This is a genomic window from Ruegeria sp. Ofav3-42, from assembly GCF_022347725.1.
In the GTDB taxonomy this organism is placed as follows: Bacteria; Pseudomonadota; Alphaproteobacteria; order Rhodobacterales; family Rhodobacteraceae; genus Ruegeria.
On the sequence record NZ_JAKRGB010000003.1, the window covers coordinates 393,214 to 417,416 of the forward strand.

The 24,203-nt window shown below is 58.7% G+C and carries 19 protein-coding genes; 12 read left to right on the forward strand and 7 right to left on the reverse strand.

The window, feature by feature from the left end:
* The first annotated feature begins 322 nt into the window (after positions 1-322).
* From xdhA to MHN28_RS07355, 8 genes are all read left to right on the forward strand, one after another.
* Positions 323-1,684, forward strand: coding sequence for a xanthine dehydrogenase small subunit (xdhA, locus tag MHN28_RS07320; protein ID WP_239337528.1), 1,362 nt, complete (start codon positions 323-325; stop codon positions 1,682-1,684).
* Positions 1,681-4,095: a xanthine dehydrogenase molybdopterin binding subunit gene (xdhB, locus tag MHN28_RS07325; protein WP_239337529.1), complete on the forward strand. Its 2,415-nt coding sequence runs from the start codon at positions 1,681-1,683 to the stop codon at positions 4,093-4,095. Before xdhA ends, xdhB begins: the two co-directional genes overlap by 4 nt.
* A complete protein-coding gene (gene xdhC / locus MHN28_RS07330) occupies positions 4,095-5,030 on the forward strand; it encodes a xanthine dehydrogenase accessory protein XdhC (RefSeq protein WP_239337530.1) in 936 nt (311 codons plus the stop codon). The genes xdhB and xdhC overlap by 1 nt, the downstream gene beginning before the upstream one ends.
* Positions 5,027-6,544 carry an ABC transporter ATP-binding protein gene (locus MHN28_RS07335; protein WP_239337531.1) on the forward strand — a complete coding sequence of 506 codons (1,518 nt, stop codon included), beginning with the start codon at positions 5,027-5,029 and terminating at the stop codon, positions 6,542-6,544. The genes xdhC and MHN28_RS07335 overlap by 4 nt, the downstream gene beginning before the upstream one ends.
* 63 nt (positions 6,545-6,607) lie before the next feature.
* Positions 6,608-7,690 (forward strand): ABC transporter permease, encoded by a 1,083-nt coding sequence (locus tag MHN28_RS07340; protein WP_239337533.1) that lies wholly within the window; start codon positions 6,608-6,610, stop codon positions 7,688-7,690.
* Positions 7,691-7,693: 3 nt separating this feature from the next.
* Positions 7,694-8,614, forward strand: coding sequence for an ABC transporter permease (locus tag MHN28_RS07345; protein ID WP_239337535.1), 921 nt, complete (start codon positions 7,694-7,696; stop codon positions 8,612-8,614).
* Between the two features lie 35 nt (positions 8,615-8,649).
* Positions 8,650-9,723: a BMP family ABC transporter substrate-binding protein gene (locus tag MHN28_RS07350; RefSeq protein ID WP_239337537.1), complete on the forward strand. Its 1,074-nt coding sequence runs from the start codon at positions 8,650-8,652 to the stop codon at positions 9,721-9,723.
* A 162-nt stretch (positions 9,724-9,885) separates the two neighbouring features.
* Positions 9,886-11,253: an MFS transporter gene (locus MHN28_RS07355; RefSeq protein ID WP_239337555.1), complete on the forward strand. Its 1,368-nt coding sequence runs from the start codon at positions 9,886-9,888 to the stop codon at positions 11,251-11,253.
* 44 nt (positions 11,254-11,297) lie between these two features.
* Here MHN28_RS07355 and MHN28_RS07360 read toward each other — a convergent pair whose 3' ends face one another.
* Together MHN28_RS07360 and MHN28_RS07365 are read right to left on the reverse strand one after the other, a co-directional pair.
* Positions 11,298-12,530 (reverse strand): HlyD family secretion protein, encoded by a 1,233-nt coding sequence (locus MHN28_RS07360; RefSeq protein ID WP_239337556.1) that lies wholly within the window; start codon positions 12,528-12,530, stop codon positions 11,298-11,300.
* 3 nt (positions 12,531-12,533) lie between these two features.
* Positions 12,534-12,938 carry a hypothetical protein gene (locus MHN28_RS07365; protein ID WP_370645669.1) on the reverse strand — a complete coding sequence of 135 codons (405 nt, stop codon included), beginning with the start codon at positions 12,936-12,938 and terminating at the stop codon, positions 12,534-12,536.
* Between the two features lie 180 nt (positions 12,939-13,118).
* On the opposite strand from MHN28_RS07365, the gene MHN28_RS07370 reads away from it, so the two are divergent.
* From MHN28_RS07370 to MHN28_RS07380, 3 genes are all read left to right on the forward strand, one after another.
* Entirely contained in the window at positions 13,119-14,186 is a 1,068-nt protein-coding gene (locus MHN28_RS07370; RefSeq protein WP_239337557.1) for an FAD-binding oxidoreductase, read from the forward strand.
* On the forward strand, positions 14,183-14,836 hold the full coding sequence (locus tag MHN28_RS07375; protein WP_239337558.1) for a DUF938 domain-containing protein: 654 nt from the start codon (positions 14,183-14,185) through the stop codon (positions 14,834-14,836). The genes MHN28_RS07370 and MHN28_RS07375 overlap by 4 nt, the downstream gene beginning before the upstream one ends.
* A 67-nt stretch (positions 14,837-14,903) precedes the next feature.
* Positions 14,904-15,239, forward strand: a complete 336-nt coding sequence (locus MHN28_RS07380) for a carboxymuconolactone decarboxylase family protein (RefSeq protein ID WP_239337559.1) — start codon at positions 14,904-14,906, stop codon at positions 15,237-15,239.
* Between the two features lie 43 nt (positions 15,240-15,282).
* Here the strand turns inward: MHN28_RS07380 and MHN28_RS07385 are convergent, their stop codons facing one another.
* From MHN28_RS07385 to MHN28_RS07405, 5 genes are all read right to left on the reverse strand, one after another.
* Positions 15,283-17,790 carry an FAD-dependent oxidoreductase gene (locus MHN28_RS07385; RefSeq protein WP_239337561.1) on the reverse strand — a complete coding sequence of 836 codons (2,508 nt, stop codon included), beginning with the start codon at positions 17,788-17,790 and terminating at the stop codon, positions 15,283-15,285.
* Positions 17,791-17,926: 136 nt separating this feature from the next.
* Complete coding sequence (locus MHN28_RS07390; protein WP_239337563.1) at positions 17,927-19,171, reverse strand: hypothetical protein; 1,245 nt, start codon at positions 19,169-19,171, stop codon at positions 17,927-17,929.
* A gap of 91 nt (positions 19,172-19,262) precedes the next feature.
* The gene (locus MHN28_RS07395) at positions 19,263-20,669 is read right to left on the reverse strand and encodes an FAD-binding oxidoreductase (RefSeq protein WP_239337565.1); all 1,407 of its coding nucleotides are present in this window, start codon (positions 20,667-20,669) and stop codon (positions 19,263-19,265) included.
* 24 nt (positions 20,670-20,693) lie between these two features.
* Positions 20,694-22,487: a gamma-glutamyltransferase gene (ggt, locus tag MHN28_RS07400; protein ID WP_239337568.1), complete on the reverse strand. Its 1,794-nt coding sequence runs from the start codon at positions 22,485-22,487 to the stop codon at positions 20,694-20,696.
* Positions 22,488-22,553: 66 nt separating this feature from the next.
* Entirely contained in the window at positions 22,554-23,540 is a 987-nt protein-coding gene (locus MHN28_RS07405) for a D-glycerate dehydrogenase (protein WP_239337571.1), read from the reverse strand.
* 192 nt (positions 23,541-23,732) lie between these two features.
* Between MHN28_RS07405 and MHN28_RS07410 the strand changes: the two genes are divergently transcribed.
* Entirely contained in the window at positions 23,733-24,200 is a 468-nt protein-coding gene (locus MHN28_RS07410; RefSeq protein WP_239337685.1) for an SH3 domain-containing protein, read from the forward strand.
* The last annotated feature ends 3 nt before the right edge of the window (positions 24,201-24,203 follow it).

Below are 24,203 nucleotides of genomic sequence, written 5' to 3' on the forward strand. Positions count from 1 at the left end.
GGCGCCCGGCAAAAGCAGGAACCTTAGCCGTGAGACGCCTAAAAAATAACCTTTGATTATTCGGTTTTTTTAGAAGGTGCTTCGGAGCTCATCGCCAGCTAAAGGAAAAAAGCGCTTTAGTTTCAAGCCGCTGATCATTAGACGAATGCAATAATCACGCGTCGTCAGCCCCAATTGGTGTATCACATAGGCAGTTTTTCTTGCCAGACAACCTATGCACTTTCTAACATCTGACGGCAAGCTATTCGCCCGCCACTCTTTCTACGTCGCATCGAAGGAGGGCACCGATGGGCGCAACCGGGTAAGGCGACGGGTTTCTCGAATGAATATCACGTTTCTTCTGAACGGAGAGACAGTGGAGCTGGCGGATGTCGATCCGACGGCGACCCTGCTGGACTGGCTGCGCGAGGATCGCGGCCTGACCGGCACCAAGGAAGGCTGCAATGAAGGCGATTGCGGAGCTTGCACCGTCATGGTGACGGATGAGGGCGGCCACAAGGCGCTGAATTCATGCATTCTGTTCTTGCCTCAACTGCATGGCAAGGCCGTGCGCACCGTCGAAGGTGCCAGCGGCCCGAATGGCGAGGCGCACCCAGCCCAGCAAGCCATGATCGACCTGCATGGATCGCAATGCGGCTTCTGCACCCCCGGCTTCGTCATGTCGATGGTTGCAAGCCATGCCAATGGTGCCACGGATCACGACACGCAGCTAGCTGGGAACCTTTGCCGGTGTACCGGCTACGCACCGATCATACGCGCGGCTGAAGCTGCCGAGGCTCAACCGGTTCCTGTTTGGGTCAAAGACAAGCCGGTCGCAACACGGGTGACATCGCCGATGCTGCCGGGATCAACGGATGAGTTGGCGGCTGTTTATGCCCAGAATCCGGACGCCACTTTGGTCGCCGGAGCGACTGATGTAGGATTGTGGGTCACCAAACAGTTGCGCGATCTCGATCCGGTAATCTTTCTGAACCGCTGTGATGATCTGAAAGAGATCACGATCACCGAAGAAGAAATCCGTTTCGGCGCCATGGTTGACATGAACCGTATGGGTGAGGCGCTGGCCGACCCGCACCCTTCTTACGCTGAAATGATCCGCCGTTATGCCAGTGTACAGGTGCGCCACGCGGCAACCGTCGGTGGCAATATCGCCAACGGCTCGCCCATCGGGGACAACCCGCCCGCGTTGATCGCTCTGGGCGCGACACTGCATCTGCGCAAGGGCGACGCGCGTCGTTCGATCCCGCTGGAAGAGTTTTTCATCGACTATGGCAAGCAGGACCGCGCGCCAGGCGAATTCGTCGAGGCCGTCAGCTTCGCACGTCAGGAAGATCGTCTGAAGGCCTACAAGCTCAGCAAACGCTTCGATCAGGATATTTCGGCCGTGTGCGGGTGTTTCAATATCACCGTGACGGACGGCGTAATCACTGATGCGCGTATCGCGTTCGGCGGCATGGCTGGTATTCCGAAGCGCGCTTCGACTGTCGAAGCGGCACTGACGGGCAATCCCTGGATACGCGAGACCGTTCAAGCTGCAATGCCGGCCTTCGACAGCGATTTCACTCCGATGACGGACATGCGGGCCTCGGCCAACTACCGGTTGGAAACCGCGAAAGCGATGCTTGAGAGGTACTTCCTGGAAGATCAGGGTGAAGTGACAAACGTATTGGAGGTGTTGGCATGAGCGTGACCAAACCCCTGCCCCATGACGCAGCCCCACTGCATGTCTCGGGAACTGCGCGTTATGTGGATGACATTCCAACACCCAAGGGATCGCTGCATCTGGCCTTTGGCTTAAGCCCGATTGCCAAGGGCACGATCACGTCGATGGATCTGTCAGCGGTGAAAGCTGCAGACGGGGTTGTCATGGTGATGACCGCTGATGACCTGCCCTTTGCAAACGACGTCTCTCCGTCGATCCATGATGAGCCGCTGCTGTCGGATGGCACCATCCACTATATCGGTCAGCCCGTTTTCCTTGTGATCGCCACCAGCCATCTGGCCGCGCGCAAGGCAGCACGGTTGGGCAATATCGATTATGCCGAAGAAACACCGATCCTGACAATCCAAGAGGCGCTGGACGCTGACAGCCGGTTCGAGGAAGGCCCGCGCATCTACGCCAAGGGCGACGCGGACGCAGCAATCGAAAACGCCGCGCATGTCATCGAAGGCTCTTTCGAGCTCGGCGGGCAAGAGCATTTCTACCTCGAAGGTCAGGCCGCACTGGCCGTGCCGAATGAGGGTGCGGATATGCTGGTGCATAGCTCGACTCAGCACCCCACCGAGATTCAGCACAAAGTGGCGGATGCCTTGGGCGTTCCCATGCACGCCATACGTGTTGAGACACGCCGCATGGGTGGCGGCTTTGGCGGCAAGGAAAGTCAGGGGAACGCACTGGCCGTATCCTGCGCCGTGGCAGCTCGCGCAACCGGCAAGACCTGCAAGATGCGCTATGACCGCGACGATGACATGATCATTACCGGCAAGCGCCACGCGTTCCGGATTGCGTACAAGGCCGGGTTCGATGAGCACGGCCATGTTCAGGGCGTTTCGTTCCACCACTACGCAATCTGTGGCTGGGCTCAGGACCTTTCCCTGCCCGTCGCGGACCGTGCGATGCTGCATTCGGACAACGCCTATCTGTTGCCGAATGCCCAGATCGAAAGCCATCGGCTGAAGACCAACACCCAATCCGCTACCGCCTATCGCGGCTTTGGCGGCCCGCAGGGTATGGTCGGGATTGAACGCGTGATGGACCATGCTGCGTATGAATTGGGTCTGGACCCGGTCGAACTGCGTCGCCGGAACTATTACGACCCTGCTCATGTGCCGATCATGGAGCCCGAGCACCTGCCCGAACGCCCGCTTGGCCATGTCGACCCTCGTGAAGAGCTGACAAGCCCCGGCAGGGTTGAACAGGTAAAAACTGCTCCGCCTGTCCGGCCAGTTCCTGCGGGGGGGAACACCACGCCCTACGGAATGGAAGTCACCGATTTCGAACTGCATGGGATGACAGAGGCGCTGCTCAAATCCAGTGACTATATATCCCGCAAGGCAGCCATCAAGAAGTGGAACGCAGAGAACTCCGTTATCAAGAAAGGCATCGCCTTTTCTCCGGTCAAGTTCGGCATTTCCTTCACGCTGACTCACCTGAACCAGGCCGGTGCGCTGGTGCATGTGTATCAGGACGGATCGGTCCACCTGAACCACGGCGGCACCGAAATGGGTCAGGGCCTGTTCCAGAAGGTGGCGCAAGTGGCAGCCTCGCGCTTTGGCATCCCGCTCGAGATGGTGAAGATCACCGCCACAGATACGGCCAAAGTGCCGAACACGTCGGCCACGGCGGCGTCTTCGGGCAGTGATCTGAACGGAATGGCGGTGAAAGCGGCTTGCGATACGATCCGTGACCGGATGGCCGACTATCTGGCCGAACGGCATCAGGCCGATCCGTCGACGGTGACTTTTTCGGATGGGTATGTCTCGGTCGGTGAAGAACGATATACCTTCGCCGAAGCCGCCGCGTTGGCCTATCAGGGCCGGATCAGCTTGTCGGCAACCGGGTTCTACAAGACGCCCAAAATCGAGTGGGACCGGATCAAAGGCCGGGGTCGTCCGTTCTTTTACTTCGCCTACGGTGCCTCGATCACCGAGGTCGCTGTCGACACGTTAACCGGTGAGAACCGCATCCTACGCACCGATATCCTGCACGACGCAGGCGCGTCGCTGAACCCGGCACTGGATATCGGGCAGGTCGAAGGTGGTTACGTACAGGGCGCAGGCTGGCTGACGACCGAGGAACTGGTATGGGACGAAAAAGGCAACCTGCGCACGCATGCGCCGTCGACCTATAAGATTCCGGCCTGCTCGGACCGTCCTGACATCTTCAATGTCGCCTTGTGGGACGGTCAAAACCGCGAGGATACGATTTATCGCTCGAAAGCGGTGGGAGAGCCGCCCTTCATGCTGGGTATCTCGGCGTGGCTGGCCCTGTCCAATGCAGTAGCCGCCTGCGGCGACAGCTATCCGGCACTGGATGCGCCCGCCACGGCCGAAGAGGTCTGGCACGGCGTCCAAAGGATGAAGGGAGGCATCTGATGGGATTTGATCGAGAGGCTTTGAGGGAGGCGGTCAAAACCCACGGTAAGGTGGTCCGGGTGGTTATCGCCGGGATCAAGGGGTCGTCTCCGCGCGAGGTCGGTGCCGCAATGCTTGTTTGGGAGGACGGGCAATCGGGCACCATCGGCGGTGGAACCCTGGAGTTTCAGGCGGCCGAAGCGGCGCGATCTCAAACCGTGCCTGCACGCCAGACACAACACGCGCTTGGCCCTGATATGGGCCAGTGCTGCGGCGGGGCCGTAACCCTGCTTAGCGAAATCTATGATCTTGAGGCGGTTGAACGACTGAGTGACTCTATCATCGCGCGTTCAGCCTCGGGCGGTGAAATGCCACTGTCGGTCAAGCGCTTGCTGGCGCAGGCCCGCGGTCAAGGTGTAAAGCCCGACCCGCAGCTGATCGATGGATGGATGATCGAGCCGGTTCACGAACCTACACGCAACCTCTGGATTTGGGGCGCAGGTCATGTTGGAAGGGCTCTGGTAGATGTACTGTCCCCCCTGCCCGATCTGGCGATTACCTGGGTCGACACCGGGCCAGAACGCTTTCCGGATGATGTGCCGAACGGTGTGACCATTGTTCCGGCGGCCAAACCGGCCGAACTAGTTCGTCACGCACCGCGCGATGCCGAGCATCTTGTGCTGACTTATTCACACAATCTGGATCTGGAACTGTGCAACAGGCTGCTTTTGCATGATTTCCGCTTTGCGGGCCTGATCGGCTCGGCTACGAAATGGGCGCGATTCCGGTCCCGGCTGGCCGCGTTGGGGCATGCGCCCGTGCGGATTGGTCGGATCACCTGCCCAATCGGGGACCCCTCTCTGGGCAAACACCCGCAAATGATCGCAGTTGGTGTCGCGGCGCAAATTCTGCGCCCTGCCCGGCAGAACGAATTGAAAAAGGACCTGAGCGCGTGACCACTCCACTTTTAAGCTTGCAAGGGCTGACCAAAGCCTATCCCGGCGTCGTGGCCAATGATCAGGTGTCCTTTGACATCGGTGAAGGCGAAGTTCACGCGCTGTTGGGTGAAAACGGTGCGGGAAAATCTACACTGGTGAAAATGATCTATGGGCTGGTGAAACCCGACAGCGGCACCATGTTGCTGCGCGGCCAACCCTTTGCCCCGCCTGAACCGCGCGCGGCGCGGACCGACGGAATTGCGATGGTGTTCCAACACTTCTCGCTGTTCGATGCGCTGAACGTGGCCGAGAACATCGCTTTGGGGATGGAAAACCCTCCGGCCATGGGTGATCTGGCCACGCGTATTCGCGAAGTTTCAGAAACCTATGGCCTGCCGCTGGACCCCTATCGCACCGTTGGTGATTTGTCCGCTGGTGAACGCCAGAGGGTCGAAATCATCCGCTGCCTACTGCAAGAGCCTAAGCTGCTGATCATGGACGAACCGACCTCGGTTCTGACGCCGCAAGAGGTGGATATCCTGTTTGAGACTTTGAACAAACTGCGCTCGGAAGGCACGTCGATCCTGTATATCTCGCACAAGCTGGAAGAAATCCGCACGCTTTGCGATCACGCCACAATCCTGCGGTTGGGCAAGAATGTGGGCGAATGTGTTCCAGCCGAGACGTCAGCCCGCGACATGGCTGAGATGATGGTCGGATCGACCCTGCAGACCCCGGAACGTTCTGGCCGTGAGTTTGGTGAGGTGGCGCTGGATGTCAGCGGCTTGTCGGTTCCTTCACCGTCAGAGTTCGGGACCGCATTGAGGAACGTCCACTTGACCGTCCGCAAGGGTGAGGTTCTGGGCATCGGTGGTGTTGCCGGCAACGGTCAGGACGAGTTGCTGGGCGTTCTATCGGGTGAGATTCCTACAGCCGCCGATGCGATTAAGTTCAACGGTCAACGGATTGGTAAACTCGGGCCGACTGCTCGTCGCAAGCTGGGTGTTCTTACAGCGCCCGAAGAACGGCTGGGTCATGCCGCGGCACCCGATATGAGCCTGACTGAAAACGCGCTGTTGACCGGTTCGGTCCGCGAGGGGTTAGAGAGTAACGGCTTTCTGAAATGGGCTGAGACTAAGAGTTTTGCTGAAAAAATCATCAGCGCTTTTGACGTCCGCACGCCCGGACCTGAAAACGCCGCGCGATCTCTGTCAGGGGGTAACCTGCAGAAATTCGTCATCGGGCGTGAGGTGCTGCAAAACCCCGACGTTCTGGTGGTGAACCAACCGACATGGGGCGTGGACGCGGCGGCAGCGGCCTCGATCCGTCAGGCTATTCTGGACCTGGCGGCCAAGGGAACCGCGGTGATCTGCATCAGTCAGGATCTGGACGAACTTATGGAAATCTCAGACAGCTTTGCCGCCCTGAACGAAGGACGGCTCAGCGCCCCGCGCACAACAACAGGTCTGACCGTGGACGAAATCGGCCTGATGATGGGCGGCGCGCACGGCATGGAGGTGGCTCATGTTTGATCCGTCGGACCGCCTTCGGCGAGAGTATTTACAAAAAGATGAAAAATCTGGGGGGATGAGCAGATGATAGTGTTGGAGAAACGGCCTCAGCCGTCCAAGGCGTGGTCCTATGCCACCCCGTTGGTCGCGGTTCTGGCGACCATGATCTTCGCCGGCATCCTGTTCGCCATTCTGGGCAAGAACCCGGTCGAAGCCATTGGCACGATCTTCTGGGAGCCTCTATTCGGGGAGTTCGCATTCTATTATCGCCCGCAACTGCTGGTGAAGGGCGCCCCGCTAGTGCTGATCGCGATTGGTCTGTCCCTGGGCTTTCGAGCAGGCATCTGGAACATCGGGGCCGAGGGTCAATACATCATGGGTGCCATCTTTGGCGCAGGGGCTGGTCTGGCCTTTTACCCTCTGGACGCGTTCTATATCTTCCCGATCATGGTGATTGCCGGCGCGATTGGCGGCTGGCTGTGGGCGATGATCCCTGCCTTTCTTAAAGTGCGCTTTGGCACCAATGAGATCCTTGTATCGCTGATGCTGGTCTATGTGGCTGAGCAGATGCTGGCCTCAGTCTCACTGGGCCTGCTGAAGAACCCCGAAGGGTTCGGTTTTCCCGGATCGCGCAATCTGCAATCCTATGAAAGCGCGCATAACGCCGAGCTGATCGCCGGTTCCGGTATGCACTGGGGCGTGGTTACGGCTCTGATTGCGGTGATCTTTGCCTATGTCCTGCTGAACCGGCATATGCTGGGCTTTCACATCCGCCTGACCGGCGAGGCCCCACGGGCGGCAAAATTCGCAGGTGTGAACCCTGCCCGCCTGATCCTGTTCTGCCTGGGTCTGTCCGGTGCTTTGGCGGGGCTGGCCGGGATGTTCGAAGTCTCTGGCCCCTCGGGCGTCGTCAGCATCGACTTCAACGTGGGCTACGGCTTTACCGCGATCATCGTGGCCTTTCTGGGCCGACTGCATCCGGTGGGCATCCTGCTGGCCGGTGGCCTGATGGCGCTGACCTATATCGGCGGAGAAATCGCGCAGTCTCAGCTGGGCCTGCCTGCCGCCGCCATTCAGGTGTTCCAGGGGATGCTCCTGTTCTTCCTGTTGGCATTCGATCTTTTGACAAACTACCGCATCCGTGCGGCCCGTAGCGAGGTGGCGTGACCCATGGACCTTGGTGAAATCAATCCCGTACTCTTACTGGCCTCGCTGATGGTGGCCGCAACCCCCCTGCTGCTGGCCGCGATCGGAGAACTGGTCGTCGAAAAGGCAGGCGTTCTGAACCTTGGCGTCGAAGGTATGATGATCGTCGGTGCGATCAGCGGCTTTGCGATCTCGGTCGAGACCGGGTCTCCTTGGCTGGGCTTTATTGCTGCGGCCATCGGTGGTGCAGTGCTATCACTGTTGTTCGTGTTGCTGACACAGGTTGCGCTGGCGAACCAAGTGGCCAGTGGCCTTGCGTTGACATTGTTCGGCCTCGGCTTCAGCGCCCTTCTGGGCCAAAGTTATGTGGGGATCAAACCGCCCAGCATGGGTGATATCCATATCCCGGTGATCAGCGACATCCCGGTGATTGGCCCGATCCTGTTCCAGCATGACCCGATCCTGTATGTCGGGATCGCCCTGACCGCAGCGGTCTGGGCCACGCTGAAATACACCCGCGTTGGTCTGATCCTGCGCGCGGTGGGTGAAAACCACGACGCGGCGCACGCGCTTGGCTACAAGGTCATCAAGATCCGCATAATGGCGATTCTGTTTGGTGGTGCCTGCGCCGGTCTGGGTGGCGCCTACATCAGCCTGATCCGCGTGCCGCAGTGGACCGAGGGCATGACCGCCGGTGTCGGCTGGATCGCGCTGGCGCTGGTGGTGTTCGCCAGCTGGAAGCCATGGCGCGCATTGCTGGGTGCGTATTTGTTTGGCGGAATCACGGTGTTGCAGCTTAATCTGCAGGCAGCGGGCGTTGCCATTCCTGTCGAGTATCTGGCAATGTCGCCCTATATCATCACGATCCTTGTGCTTGTGATCCTTTCGGCCGACAAGAGCAGCGCACCTGCCGCACTGGGCCGGACCTTCCATGCCTCGCATTAGACGGGGCCAACTGAACCAACTTGGGGAGTAACAACATGAAATTCACTACACTTCTGACAAGTGCCGCCATGGCGCTGGGTCTGGCCACGGGCGCCATGGCCGAAGACAAGACCAAGGTCGGGTTCGTCTATGTCGGCCCGGTGGGCGATGGCGGCTGGACCTATGAACACAACAAGGGCCGTCTGGCGGTAGAGGAAGAATTCGGAGACAAGGTCGAGACCGTGTTTGTTGAATCCGTACCCGAAGGCCCGGACGCAGAACGCGTGATGACCCAGATGGCGCTGGAAGGCGCGGATTTGATCTTTACCACCTCGTTCGGCTACATGGACCCGACCATCAACGTGGCCAAGAAGTTCCCGAACGTGAAGTTCGAGCACGCCACAGGGTACAAGACTGCACCGAACGTGTCCGTCTATTCGGCCCGCTTCTACGAAGGTCGCGCCGTGCAGGGTCACATCGCCGGGAAAATGACCGAGTCGAACATCATCGGCTACATCGGGTCGTACCCGATCCCCGAAGTGATCCGTGGCATCAACTCGGCCTATATCCACGCCAAGAAAGTGAACCCTGACGTCGAGTTCAAGATCGTCTGGGCCTACACCTGGTTCGACCCTGCAAAAGAGGCTGACGCCGCCACCGTTCTGATCGAACAGGGTGCAGACGTGATCCTGCAGCACACCGACTCGACCGCTCCGCAGGCGGCCGCGCAGGAGGCGGGCAACGTCATCACCTTTGGTCAGGCTTCGGATATGAGCGAATACGCTCCGCACCCGCGCGTATCTTCGATCATCGACAACTGGGCGCCTTACTACATCGCGCGGACCCAGGCCGTAATGGATGGTTCGTGGGAAACCGTGAACACATGGGACGGCATCAAGGAAGGCATGGTTGAGATCGGCGAGATCACGGACGCTGTACCGGCCGACGTCAAGGAAGAAGCACTCGCAATGAAAGCCGCAATGGCCGCAGGTGAATACCACCCCTTCACCGGTCCGCTGAAAAAACAGGACGGGAGCGACTGGCTGGCGGAAGGTGAGACCGCAGATGACGGCACTCTGGCGGGTATGAACTTCTATATCGAAGGGCTGGAAGGCGAAATTCCGCAATAAACCACTTCACAACGCACCGAAGGGCTGGCCATTTGTCCGGCCCTTTTTTGTTTCAGGTGACCACCCAGCTCAATGAATACTGGATGGAGCCTTGACGAGCGCAGGTGTGCGGGACCTGATGGGCCAATGGCTTACCCACCTCAACACGAAACGAAAAAGCCTATGGAGACCAACGCGCACGATCGCAGCCGCTGGTGGATACTCGGTGCGATGGGGGCCATTCTGGGTGTTATTCTGCTGGACGAAACGGTCGTCAGCGTCGCCCTGCCAACCATCCGTGCTGAGCTTGGTCTGTCGCGGCTGGATGCACATTGGGTTGTGAACATCTATCTGCTGGTATTGGCCTGCTTTGCCGGTGCGGCGGGTCGGCTGGGCGATATTCTGGGTATACGCCTGTTGCTCAGCGCTGGCTTGATAATATTCGGCCTGTCATCCGCTTTGGGTGGATTTGCCGAAAGCGGCTTTGCGCTGCTTTCGGCCCGAGCTGTTCAGGGCATCGGGGCGGCCCTGATTTTCCCACTGTCGCTAGTCGTTCTGATCCAGTCCTTTGACGAAAAGGAACGAGGTCTGGCACTTGGCCTTTATGGCGGGATCGGGACCGTTTTCCTGTCGATGGGTCCGCTGGTTGGGGGCTTGTTGACCGAGTACCTGTCCTGGCGCTGGATATTCTGGGTCAATCCCCCAATCGTTCTGGTGGTCGCCTTGGTCGCCTGGGTTTTCTGGCAGGATCCGCCGCATCAAAAAGAGAGCAGGTTTGACACGAAAGGCCTGGTACTGCTGGTGGCCGGGCTGGCGGCCCTTGTTTTCGGTATCATGGAAGGTCCGGATCGGGGCTGGGCACAACCCGAGGTTCTGATGGCACTATCTGCAGGCCTTGCTTTGCTGGTGTTATTTGTCCGCACTGAGCGGAGAGTGGGATCGCCCCTGATTGCCATATCTCTTTTTGCCAACCCGGGCTTTGCGGCCTCGAACATGATCCTGTTTACTGCGCAGTTCGGCAAGATTGCCCTGTTCGTCTTCGGTGCATCGTATTTTCAATCCCAGCTCGGGTTTTCACCGCTGATCGCTGGCGTCGCCCTGTTACCGATCGCCTTTCCGCAAATTTTCGTAGCCCCGATGGCGGGAAAAGTTGCGGATAAATTCGGCACGCGCGGACCATCACTGACTGGTACAACGCTGGGTACGATCGCCATTCTTTTGGTCGCGTTAGGGATGCACCTGGACATCGCCATGTTGATCTATAGCGGGTACTTCCTTTGGGGATGCTGCGTGCCGTTTCTGTTTGTCCCCCCAAGGCGTGCTATTATGTCAACCGTGCCGAAAACCCTGCACGGGCAGGCAAGCGGCATCTCGATGACGTTTCAGCTGTTGGGCGGAACCGTCGGCATGGCTTTGGGTAGTTCGGTTTTTGCCATAACCGGTTCGTTCACGACGGTCTTCTGCTTTGTCGCAGCGTTTGCCGCCTGCGTTCTGGCCTATTCCTTTGTCTCGCTTGCCCCAGATGACCAGCCCGGTCGCACATCCCATTAGGTGCGATGCGCAAACCGGATCGATACATCCAACTGTCCAACTGGTCAGTGCCCCGTCAGAACCAGCGTATTCACCGGCATCAGGATCAGGCGCAGGCGCAGGCCCGCCGCGTGGACGACGCCGATCGTGTCGACCACATGCAAGAAAGCAGCCTCCCAGAAACCAAGGTCCTCGTGCTCCAGCTTTTCATGGTTGTCGGTATAGACGTTCGCCAGACAGTTGCTGCCTGGGGGAATGTCGTCCGCCATGCCTTTGTACAAAGGTTCCAGATACACCAGAATCGACCCGGGATTGTTGTTGGCCTGCACGTCGCGCAGCTCATCCGAGGGGCGGATCTGCCCGGAAGGGATAACGTCCTGAATTTCGACCACGACCACCGGAATCACGGTGAACGGTTTGGTCATGCAGCCCAGCTCTCCGATCATGCCGGGCTTGATGACTTGCGCCGACATCTGGTTGAACGCAGCCTGAAACCTGTCGTGCCCCGAGGCGGACGGGACCAGGATGCCTGCCGGTCGCAACAAAGGGCTGACGTAATCGCCGACCTGCAGGCCGAACTGTTCGACCCGGCCCGTCACGCCCGCGCTGACCACAGTTTTGTCCAGCTCTGTCAGCGCTGCGTCCAATTGGGCATTTGCGCTGGCCAGTTGCGCGGGGATCAATTCCTCGATTTGTTGCACGACAGCGGCGCGTCGGGATTGCGATGCGGTCAGCTGCGCTTCGCGCTCGGCGACGAGGTTTTCCAGCCGGTCGATCTCGGCCAGCCGCACGGCGCTGGAGCCTTCGTCCCGTAGGGTGGTGTTACGCTCCAGATCCTCAAGCGACTGGTCCAGAGCGGCACGCGCGCCTGCAATGCCGGCCTCGGCTTCGGCCAGGTCGGTCTCGGCCACCTTCAACGAGGCCTGAACCTGCGCAATTTGCGCATGCGCGGACTCGACCTGCGCGGTTTGGGTGAAATCTTCGATCCGGAAAATGGGCTGTCCGGCAACGACTTGTTGGTTGTTCGTCACATAGACCTCAGAGACGCGCCCCCCCAATTGCGGCAGGATCGTCACGGTACGAAAGTAGGACGCCGCCGTTTTGCTGGCCGGGTGGAAATAGAACAGCGTGGTGATCACGGTCAGCGCGAGAATGGCACAGGTGGTCAAACCCCAGCGCAATTCGTACCACATGGTGAACAGAGTGATCTCGTGCCCGATGCGTTTGCCTTGCACGAAGCGACGGAACAGGTAATCGGGCAGCACCGTTACCAGCGCGCACATCAGTGTCTCTAGCATCGTTTACTGCTCCCGCTGCGCGGTGGTTTGCGTCGGTTCGGCAGGCAACGGTTCATCGCCGCGTTGATTGCCCAGCGATCGGATCGCATCCGCTATGGCGCGCAAGGGTGCAGCAACATCCGGAAACTGGAACCCAGCGACTAGAATGGCAGCCACCCAGAACAACCCATTGTGAGTAAACAACGCCAACAGAGCCAAAATACCCACAAGCTGAAACTGGGGATGATTGGATTCATGCGCAATTTTTTCCGGAATTGAATGCAGGGTGAAATAGCCAACACCAATCAGCACGATCACAAGGACGGTAAACACAAACATGAAGGTCAGCAGGAAGTCACTGCCATCTGCCTGCGTGACGTAAGACGGGATATGCCCCGTGGCCATTGGATGTAACTCTGCCGGTGTCACGTTTTTCTCCGATTCCGATGTTGGCTGCACTAAAAACAGGCTGATAGCTTTGGATCAAGTTTACATTACGGAAATTACACCTCTTTTCGAACTGTGTTTCGCGTGCAAGTGTTCGCGCACGAGCCACGTAAAAGTAAATCAGCAGGGTATTCGGGAGAGTCCTCCCTCGGAGTTTCGGACATGATAGACTTCCTAATCATTGGTGGAGGCATAGCCGGCCTAAGCGCGGGCGCGCGGTTGTCCGAACATGGTCAAGTCGTCGTTCTCGAGGCGGAAGACGCGCTGGGGTATCATACCTCCGGCCGGTCTGCGGCCATGTTCGAAAAAGGTTATGGCCCGCCGTCCGTGGTTGCTCTGAACACGGCCAGCGAGGCGTACCTTACCTCGAACGGTTATCTGTCACCGCGTGGCTTGATGTTGATCGCCGGGCACGATCAAGAAGACCAGTTTTCGCAGGATGCGGCAGATCTTGGGCTTCGGGGGATTTCGGTGGTCGAGGCCGTTGCGCGGGTTCCGATATTGAACCCTCAGACAGTTGGCCAAGTGGCCACAAGCTACTCGGCCTTTGACATCGACACGGACCGGATGATGCAGGATTTTGTGCGCATGATCCGGGCCAACGGCGGCCTGGTTTTGACCCGCCAAAAGGTGCAAAGCGTCACAAAGTCCGGGCATTGGATTGTAGAAACCCGCGAAGTTTTCGAAGCCCGAAACGTGGTGAACGCTGCTGGCGCGTGGGTGGACGAAGTCGCAACAATGGCAGGTGTCGCACCGATCGGCATTGAACCGCGTCGCCGCTCGATGGCGCGCATTCCTGCCCCTGGCGGACATGACGTAACGCGTTGGCCTATGATGCTGGGTGCCGGTGAAGGCTGGTATGCCAAACCCGATGCCGGAAAGCTGATTGTTTCGCCCTGTGAGGCCGACCCGAGTTTTCCCCATGACGCCTATGCTGACGATATGGTGTTGGCCGAAGGGCTGGCACGGTACGAGGCGATGGTGACCGAACCCGTGACAAGGGTCGAGGCAAACTGGGCCGGTTTGCGCAGCTTTGCACCAGACGGGACACTGGTTCTGGGCCCCGACCCGGCTGAGCCCACGTTTATCTGGTCGGCCGCTCAGGGCGGTTACGGCTTTCAAACTGCGCCTGCCGCATCGAAACTTGTGGCGGATTTGACGACTGGACATCGGTCAGAGTTGGATGAAGCCAGTGTTTCGGCCCTCAAACCGGAAAGGTTACGCGCATGACTCCACGCAAGCTTCCCCCGAATGCCAGCGTCGCAACTGCGTCCGATGGGGAAAAAATGGTGGCACCGGCAGCCAGCCGAAACGCCGAAGCCCTTTGCGATCTGTTGGCGCGGTTCGCCCCGCCAACAGGTCGCGCACTGGAATTGGCCAGCGGCACAGGCCAACACGTTGCCGCCTTTGCGCAGCGCCTGCGCGGGCTGAACTGGCAACCCAGCGAAGTCGAACCCCAACGGCGCATTTCGATCGACGCGTACGCGGACGGTTTCGAAAACATAGCCCCTGCAATTGAACTGAATGCGACCGATCCGGGTTGGCATTCACGCCACGGCGCGCAGGACCTGATCGTCTTGGTCAACCTGCTGCATTTGATCAGCTGGCCAGAGGTTAAGACTCTGGTAACCGAAGCCGCTCTGTCCCTGAATCCTGGGGGCCGCCTTGTACTATACGGGCCATTCATGCGCGCAGGCCAATTGACCAGCGAGGGCGACCAGAACTTCCACGCGGCGCTGACACAACAATACCCTGAGATCGGATACAAAGACGACGGCGAAATCCGGGGATTGCTGCGTCAATGCAATCTGACCTTGGTTGAGATTGTCGAGATGCCCGCCAACAATCTTGCTTTTGTCTCGGAAAAGCCAAGGACCTGATCGAAATCAAGGTGTGATAGGAGCCGCTTACATATTCAATGTGTGATATGTATAAGGACCCTTACTTATGAGTTGGCAAGAAAAGCTCTCGGACACACGCAAAAACCTGAGAAATCTCAATTCGGCTATCCCAGACACCGCCCGCGCCTTTGGTGCGCTTGGGAAGTCCGTCAAGGAAGGCGGCGTGCTGGACTACAAAACAAAAGAGTTGGTCGCCTTGGGTATGTCCATTGCCGCCCGGTGCGAGCCCTGCATCACGCTGCACACCGAAGCCTTGATCAAAGCCGGGGCGAGTCGGGAAGAGGTCTCGGATGTTCTGGCCATGGCCATTCAAATGGGCGGAGGTCCGTCGATGATGTACGCAGCCAAAGCGCTGGAATGTTTCGACGAACTCTCTGCGTAACCAATAGAAAAAGGCCCCGGATGTTACCGGGGCCTTTGGTCAATTAGCCGTCCTTGCGGATGGTTTCGTTTTTCGGATCATACGGACTGTCACAGGTGACGACCGCGTCCCACAGCTTGTCCTGAATTTTAACTTGCAGCTTGGTGCCTTCGACCGCCTGCTCGGGCTTCACATACCCCATGCCGATGGATTTCTCGAAGGCCACCGAATAGCCGCCCGAGGTCAGACGACCAACCCGCTCGCCTTCAGGCGTGTACAGCGCCTCGCGGCCCCACGGGTCGGCATCGTCCGGTCCGTCGATCAGCAGAGTGCAGCACTTCACACGCACGCCGGTCTCTTCCAGCTTGGCCTTGCCGTAGAAGTCTTTCGACAGGTCGACAAAGCGCGGCAGGTCGGCCTCAAGCGGTGTCGCGTCGCGGCCCAGTTCGGTACCAAATGCACGATAGGATTTCTCCTGACGCAGCCAGTTCTGGGCGCGGGCACCGACCAGCTTCATACCGTGCTTCTCACCAGCTTGCTCCAGCAGGTCGAACAGGTAGTTCTGCATCTCGATCGGGTGGTGCAATTCCCAACCCAGCTCACCGGTATAGGCCACGCGGATCGCGTTGACCGGGCACATGCCCAGTTCGATCTGGCGCGCCGACAGCCACGGGAAGCGCTTGTTGGACAGTGCAGTTTCCGGATCAGCGTCCTTGATGACTTCTTTCAGAACGTCACGCGACTTGGGTCCGGCGATGGCGAAGACGCCCCACTGGGTGGTCACGTCCTGGATCTCGATATAGCCGAACTCCTCCATCTTGTCCTCGGCCGCCTTACGCAGGTAGTCGGCGTCGTACTCGGTCCAGGCACCGGCAGAGACGATGTAGTAGTTGTTTTCGCCGTTGCGGACGATGGTGTACTCGGTGCGGGTGGTGCCGTGCGAGGTCAGCGCGTAGGTCAGGTTGATGCGACCGACCTTGGGCAGCTTGTTGCAGGTGAACCAATCCAGAAACTGAGTCGCACCGGGGCCTTTGACGACATGCTTGGTGAAGGCCGAGGCGTCGATCAGGCCAACGCCTTCGCGGATCGCTTTGGCTTCTTCGACGGCGTATTGCCACCAGCCACCACGACGGAACGAACGGCTTTCCCTGTCGAAGTTGTCCGGCGCGTCCAGCGGGCCGAAATAGTTCGGACGTTCCCAGCCATTGACCCAACCGAATTGCGCGCCGCGTGCTTTCTGGCGGTCGTAGGCCGGAACCGTCCGCAGCGGGCGGCATGCCTCACGCTCTTCATCCGGGTGGTGCAGAATGTAGACGTGCTCATAGCACTCTTCGTTCTTGCGCGCTGCGAACTCGGTGGTCATCCAGTTGGACGAGTAACGTTTGGGGTCCAGCGAGGCCATGTCGATCTCGGCTTCGCCGTCGACCATCATCTGCGCCAGATAGTAGCCGGTGCCGCCTGCGGCGGTGATACCGAACGAGAAACCTTCGGCCAGCCACATGTTGCGCAGACCCGGAGCGGGGCCAACCAGCGGGTTGCCGTCAGGGGTGTAGCAGATCGGGCCGTTGAAATCGTCTTTCAGGCCGGATTCAGCGCAAGACGGCACACGTTCGGCCATTGCCATGTACTGATCCGCAATCCGGTCGAGATCCAATGGGAACAGGTCGGCGCGGAAGCTGTCTGGCACGCCATGTTCGAACTGTGCGGGCGCGCCGTGTTCATAGATACCCAGAATCCAGCCACCGCGTTCTTCGCGGGCGTAAGATTCATTGTCGGCGTCACGGACAACAGGGTGTTCGGGGTTACCAGCCTCACGCCATTTGACCAGCTCAGGGTCTTTGTCCATTACGATGAAGGTATGCTCGACCGGGATCGCGGGCATTTTGATGCCCAGCATCTTGGCTGTCCGCTGCGCGTGGTTGCCCGATGCGGTCACGACATGCTCGGCAGTGATTACCACCTGCTCATCTGAAGGAACGAGGTTGCCGCCCTTCTCGACCATCTTGGTACAGGTGACTTCCCAGTGTGTGCCATTCCAGTGGAAGGCATCGGCCTGCATTTTGCGAACAATATCGACACCGCGCTGACGGGCCCCTTTGGCCATCGCCTGAGTCACGTCGGCAGGGTTAATGTAGCCGTCTTCGGTGTGATAAATCGCACCCTTCAGGTCAGAGGTCTCGATCAGCGGCCAGCGCTCCTTGATCTGCTCAGGCGTTAGCCACTCATATGCAACGTCACAGGTTTCGGCTGTGGACGCATAAAGCATGTACTCGTCCATACGCTCTTGCGTCTGCGCCATACGCAGGTTGCCGACCACGGCGAAACCCGCGTTCAGACCAGTTTCTTCCTCAAGCGTTTTGTAGAAATCGACGGAGTATTTGTGGATGTGGGTCGTCGCATAGGACATGTTGAACAGCGGCAACAGGCCCGCCGCATGCCAGGTCGAGCCCGATGTCAGCTCGTCCCGCTCGATCAGCATCACATCGTCCCAGCCTGCCTTGGCCAGATGATAGGCAATCGAGGTCCCGACGGCGCCGCCGCCAACAACCAGTGCTTTGACTTGGGTTTTCATAACCGGGCGTCTCCCCTTGAATTCAGTTGACACCATATGGCGCATTTGCGGCACCCGGCGCGACATTCATCCGACCAGTGATATAAAAAAAACGACCCGCGCATGGCGCAGATCGTCCTTTTTGCTATCTGAGTTGTCAGTTGCTGCCCACCGAACACCGTTTACTGCTTCCCAGCGTTGCGCAGGATGAAGTACCCAAACCGCCCTTGCGTACCTTCACCTCTTGCGATGAAGCCTTCTGCTGGGATGCATCTGTCCCGGCTTTGGCCTTAAATGCCATGTTCATCAGATTCTGAAAAAACCCGCCGTCGCCACCTTCACTGGCCACCTGGGGTTCGACCTTGCTAAGGGCAGATTCCAGCAACAGATCCTGCGTGCGAATGTAAGCCAGCTGCGACAATTCCTGGTTTTCGAAGACTTTACCATTCGTAATGTCCACCACACCCTCGGTGTTGAACCCAGAACTGGCCAAAGTGTTAACCATCACAGAGGCAGCATCCAGATTTTTGAACTTTTCCTGCCCCAGTTTGAGTTGCGCATTTTGCATCGCTTCATAGAGCTTGTGCATTTCGTCCGCGATCTCTGACTGTTGTTCCAGGGGAACATTGATCCCCTTGCCGACAACCAGGGCAGGCAGAGGCAACAGCTGGTTCAGGCCCGCGTAATCCACCCGGCCCAGAAAGTCGCGGATCGTCGCGTCTTTGGCATCTGTGTGAAGGCGAATGACGACCTCCTGATCAAAACCGATGCGACCTGTGAACGCGCGGTACCTGGGCCTTTCGTCGTTATCCAGCAGATTTCCAGTGGTTTCCATGAATGCCACACCGTCGATCACGGCATAGCCTTCCTCAACTTTCATGCCTCCAAGGAATGCGCTCTGAGCGCTCAAAGCCAGCCCGGCCATTGTATTGCGAGCGGACTTTGGCTTGAGCGAGATATCAAGCCAAATAACCTCCGAATCGTTGGAATACACCGCGCCGGTCTCATCCAGTTTACGAATCGCGCCTTCTTTCCCAGCGCTATTGAGCGCGACCAACTCAGCCGGACCACTGATGGAACTGATAAGCGGTGTCAGGCCAAACTCGGTAAGAGCCGTGGAAACCGCGCTGTTATCAGCTTCGGTCATGGCATGTTGCGCCCACCCGGTCGGTGGCTTGGGCAAATAGCTTTTAGCCCCCGCATCCCACAGCTTCTCACGCTCGCGATCAGCCTTTTTTGCCTCTCGCTTCTGTTGGCTCCGGTCGAATCGTTCAGAGATCGTTTCGACATACTCATTGAACGAAAGTGTGCCTTCCGACTTTTTGTCCTGCTGATAGTAATCCAGTCCAGCAACGACCAGAACTACAATCAGCCCAAAGCCAAGGAACCTTAAAGCGTCCATTTCAATCCCCGAAATCAATCACTGCTCATACGTGCAATTGATAGTGATTAATTTGGGCACTCTTGTGGCTTGGAGACGAAATTCCGAGGCGTTACGGTGTCGGCAGAATCTTTCCGGGGTTCATGATGTTATCAGGGTCCAGCGCCTTTTTGATGGCCTCCATATACGCAACCGCTGGGCCAAGCTCTTTGATCAGATAGGGTCGTTTGCCCTGTCCGATTCCATGCTCGCCCGTGCAGGTGCCCTCCATCGAAATAGCCAGATCGTTCAGCCATCCGACAAAGTCTTCTGCCTTTTCCACTTCGTCGGCATTCTCCATGTCGATCAGTAGCAGAGTATGGAAGTTCCCGTCGCCAACATGTCCGACCATGGGCGCCATCAACCCAAGCTCCTTCGCCTTGTCCTGTGTTGCCGTGACGCATTCGGCCAGTCTGGAAATCGGAACGCATACGTCGGTGGAAATCCCCCGCGCGCCCGGACGCAGCTGAAGACAAGCCCAATACATGTCGTGCCGAGCCTGCCAGAGCTTGCTGCGCTCTTCGGTCGTTGAGGTTGCCGCAAAATCGGAGCCGCCAAACTCTTCCGCGATCTGGCCGAAGGTTTCGGCCTGCTCGACCGCACTGCTTTCCGAGCCGTGGAACTCGAGCAGCAGCAGTGGTGTTTCGGGCAAACTCAGACCAGAGTAGGCATTGGCGGCCTTGACCGACATCTCGTCCAGCAGCTCGATCCGGGCCACCGGAACACCATACTGAATGGTCAGCATGACCGCCTGACACGCCGCATCGACCGTGGGGAACGAGCAGCGGGCCGAGGTGATCGCCTCGGGGATGCCCTGCAGGCGCAGTGTAAGTTCGGTGATGATGCCCAGCGTTCCTTCCGCGCCGATCAGCAAGCGGGTCAGGTCATACCCGGCCGAGGATTTCTTGGCCCGGTGCCCGGTGCGGATGATCTGCCCATCCGGCATGACGGCTTCGAGGCTGAGAATATTGTCCTTCATCGTGCCATAGCGCACCGCATTCGTGCCGGACGCACGCGTCGCCGCCATTCCCCCCAATGAGGCATTTGCCCCGGGATCAATTGGGAAGAACAAGCCCTGGTCGCGCAAATGGGTGTTCAGTTCTTCTCGCGTCACACCGGGCTGCACCACACAATCCAGATCACCGGGATGAACGGCCAGTACATTGTTCATTTGTGACAAATCGACCGAGACCCCACCAGAAGGCGCGTTCACATGGCCCTCCAGCGACGTGCCAGTGCCAAAGGCGATCACCGGCACTTTGTGGGTCGCGCAGGTTTTGACGATCTCCGACACCTCCTCCGTCGAACGCGGAAAAACCACGGCATCCGGGGACTGATTTTCGATCCAGGTGGTTGTATGGCCGTGCTGTTCGCGGATCGCCTGTCCGGTTTGCAGCCGGTCGCCGAATTTCCGCTTCAGGATACCGACAGCTGCCTCAATCCCAACTAAGTTTCGCGGCAATGCAACTGCCTGCACCATGTCTATCCCCTTTGAAACGCCGGGCTATTCGCCCAGCGCTATGCCTTCACGGCGTGGATCGGCACCGCCGACCAGCACGTCCCCTATTTCAATCGCATGCAGGCCCGAGGTCAGATCCCGTGGGTTCACCTCGAACCCAAGCTCAATCAACGCGTCCGAGAATCCTTCGGCCGCGGTGCTTTCTTCGACATCGTAAGTCCCGAAGCGGTTGACCAGATGCGGAAGCGACAGAGCCTGCTGAACGTCCATATCCCAATCGGCCCAGGCGATGATCGACTTGGCCACATAGCCGATGATGCGGCTGCCGCCCGGTGATCCGATGGCCAGAACAGGCGCGCCGTCCTGCATCACAATTGTCGGGCTCATCGACGAACGCGGACGCTTGCCCGGTTCCAACCGGTTGGCAATCGGCACCCCGTCGCTGTGGGTTTTGAACGAGAAATCCGTCAGCTCGTTGTTCAACAGGAATCCGTTGGTCATCAGACGTGACCCAAAACCGTTCTCAATCGTCGTCGTCATCGACAGGACGTTGCCATATTGGTCAACGATCGAGATGTGCGAGGTCGAAGGCAGCTCGATAGAGACATCATCGGCCCAGTTTGACGCATGATCGAACTCGGGGTTGCCCGGCGCGACCTCTGTCAGCGCAGCCTCTCCGCCCAACAGCGCACCGCGGTCGGACAGATAAGCTGGATCAACCAAACCCTGGGTCGGCATTGGGACAAAGTCGTGATCGGCCATGTAACGGCCGCGATCCGCGAAAGCCAAACGCGAGGCATCACCGATCAGACGCCAGGCATTGGCGTCTTCGGGGCCCATTGCCGCCAGATCATAGCCATCCAGCATGCCCAGTATCTGACCAACTGTCAGCGCTCCGGACGATGGCGGACCCATGCCGCAGACCTCATAGGCGCGGTAGGTGGCACAGACTGGTTCACGCTCGATCACCTGATACAGCGCCAAGTCGATACCCGACAGAACACCCGGATTGCCTTCGGCACCACGAACGGTACTGACGATGCCCGCAGCGATTTCACCACCGTAGAAACCGGCAGACCCTTCGCTCGCCAGAGTCCGCAGCGTTTTGGCGTAGGCCGGGTTCGTCAGGCGTTGCCCCTGCTCCAGCGGTTTACCGCCGGGCAGGAAATACTCTGCCGTCACGGGAAAGCGCGACAGGCGTTCTGCATCCTTCTCGACCAGGCTGGCGAGGCGCGGAGAAACAAGGAAACCTTCATCGGCCAACTTAATGCCGTCGGTAAACAGGCCGGGCCAAGGGCTGCGACCCCAGCGCCGGTGCGCCTCTTCTAACAAGGCGGGTGTGCCGGGGGTGCCGACTGACAACCCGCCAACCACCGCATCGAAAAACTTCAGCGGTTCGCCGTTTTCATCGTGAAACAGCCTGTGATTGGCTTCAAGCGGTGCAGTCTCGCGCCCGTCCAGCGTGGTTAGCTTGCCCGTAGCTGCATCGTACCAGACCAGAAACGCCCCGCCCCCAAGGCCCGAGGATTGCGGTTCGACCAGTCCCAGCACAACCTGAACGGCCACCATCGCATCTGCCGCCGAGCCGCCGGCCCGCAGCACTTTTGCGCCAGCTTCAACCGCCAATGGGTTCGCTGCGGCAACCATCCAGTTTTCCGATGTGACCGGCTTTCCGCCCATTTTGGCCTCAAGCGCGGCGATCACCTCATCGGTAAGGCCCTGCACCTGCCCTTCGGACGCGCCTTCAGGGGCGACTGCATCGGCCGTCTCTTGGGCAATGGACGGCCCCGCCAATACCATCGCCGACAAAAACAGACCCGAGATCAGACGTCGTTTCATTGTATCCTCCTGAAAAATGCATGTTCCAATTCGCAGCGCCCGCACCGAAGCACAGGCGAGATCCCGTCAAAGCATCGCGGGGACAACCTGATCCGGCGGCCGGTGGCCGTCTTCGAACGTCTTGATGTTAATGATGACTTTCTCGCCCATTTCGATCCGCCCTTCCAAGGTGGCCGATCCCATATGGGGCAGCAGGACAACATTCGGCAATTGCCGCAAACGCGGGTTCACATCTGTTCCGTGCTCATAAACGTCCAGCCCTGCGCCTGCGATTTCGCCTGAGCGGATCAGACGCGTCAACGCGTTTTCATCCACCACCTCACCCCGAGAGGTGTTCACAATCACAGCCGACGGCTTCATCAGGTTCAATCGCCGTGCGTTCATCAGGTGAAAGGTCGAAGGCGTCGACGGGCAATTGATGGAAATGACATCCATCCGCGCGACCATCTGATCGAGGCTTTCCCAATAAGTCGCCTCCAGCTCCTGTTCCGTTTCGGGGCGCAGTCGACGGCGATTGTGGTAATGCACCTGCATTCCAAAAGCGCTGGCACGGCGCGCCACGGCTTGACCAATGCGCCCCATGCCCAAAATACCCAGGCGACGCCCACCGATCCGCCCGCCTAAGAACGCGTTTGGCGCCCATCCGTCCCAATCGCCTTTTTGCATCACGGACAGGCCTTCGGGGATTCGACGGGTCACCGCCAGAATAAGCGCCATGGTCATGTCCGCAGTATCGTCGGTCAAAACACCCGGCGTGTTCGACACCAAAATGCCGCGCTGGCGCGCGGTTGAGACGTCGATATTGTCGACCCCAGCACCGTAATTCGCGATCAGGCGCAGGTTCTCACCGGCCTGCCCCAGCAAACCACCGTCAATCGTATCGGTTACCGTCGGCACCAGCACATCAGCTGTTTTTACCGCCGCAACCAGTTCTTCGCGGGTCATTGGGTTGTCATCGTCGCGCAATTGTACATCGAACAATTCGCTCAACCGGGTTTCAACCGCCTCGGGCAACCGTCGCGTAACGACAACACTCAGACGTTCTCTTGGCACCTCTGCACTCCCACTGCTTTGCAAACATTCGCGCGCCATGGCATCGTGGCGCAGGATAAGGCGGGGCACAAGAACCCCATAGGCATTGAGTCGACCTTTTTTCGAACCAAGATCAACAGGCACAAGAGCAGACAGTAAGTGAGTGGCTTTCTACCCGTAAAACGCCTTGTTCCGGCGGTATTCGCTGTTTTTCTGGCCGTGTTCGGCAATCTGCCTGCCAACGCGCAGGACAAACGTGGCCCGGTCACGAATCTGCCGCTGCCGCGATATGTCTCTATGAAAGCAGCCGAAGGCAATGTACGCCGGGGTCCTTCACTGACGCATCGAATCGATTGGGTGTTTAAACGGCGGGGTATGCCGCTGCAGATCACGGCCGAATACGGCAACTGGCGCAAGGTTCAGGACCGCGACGGTGCCGGAGGATGGGTTCACTATGCTTTGCTGTCTGGCGTGAGGACCGTGTTGATCGAATCCGAAATGCTGCCTGTTTACTCCAGCCCCGACCCCAAAGCGCCGGTCAGCGCGCAATTCGAATCCGGGGTCGTGGCCCGGCTCGGCAGCTGCTCTTTGGACTGGTGCCAAATCTCGGCCGGTGGCTATCGCGGCTGGACTTTGAAATCGAACCTCTGGGGCGTGGACCCTGCTGAAATCCGCGAATAGCCG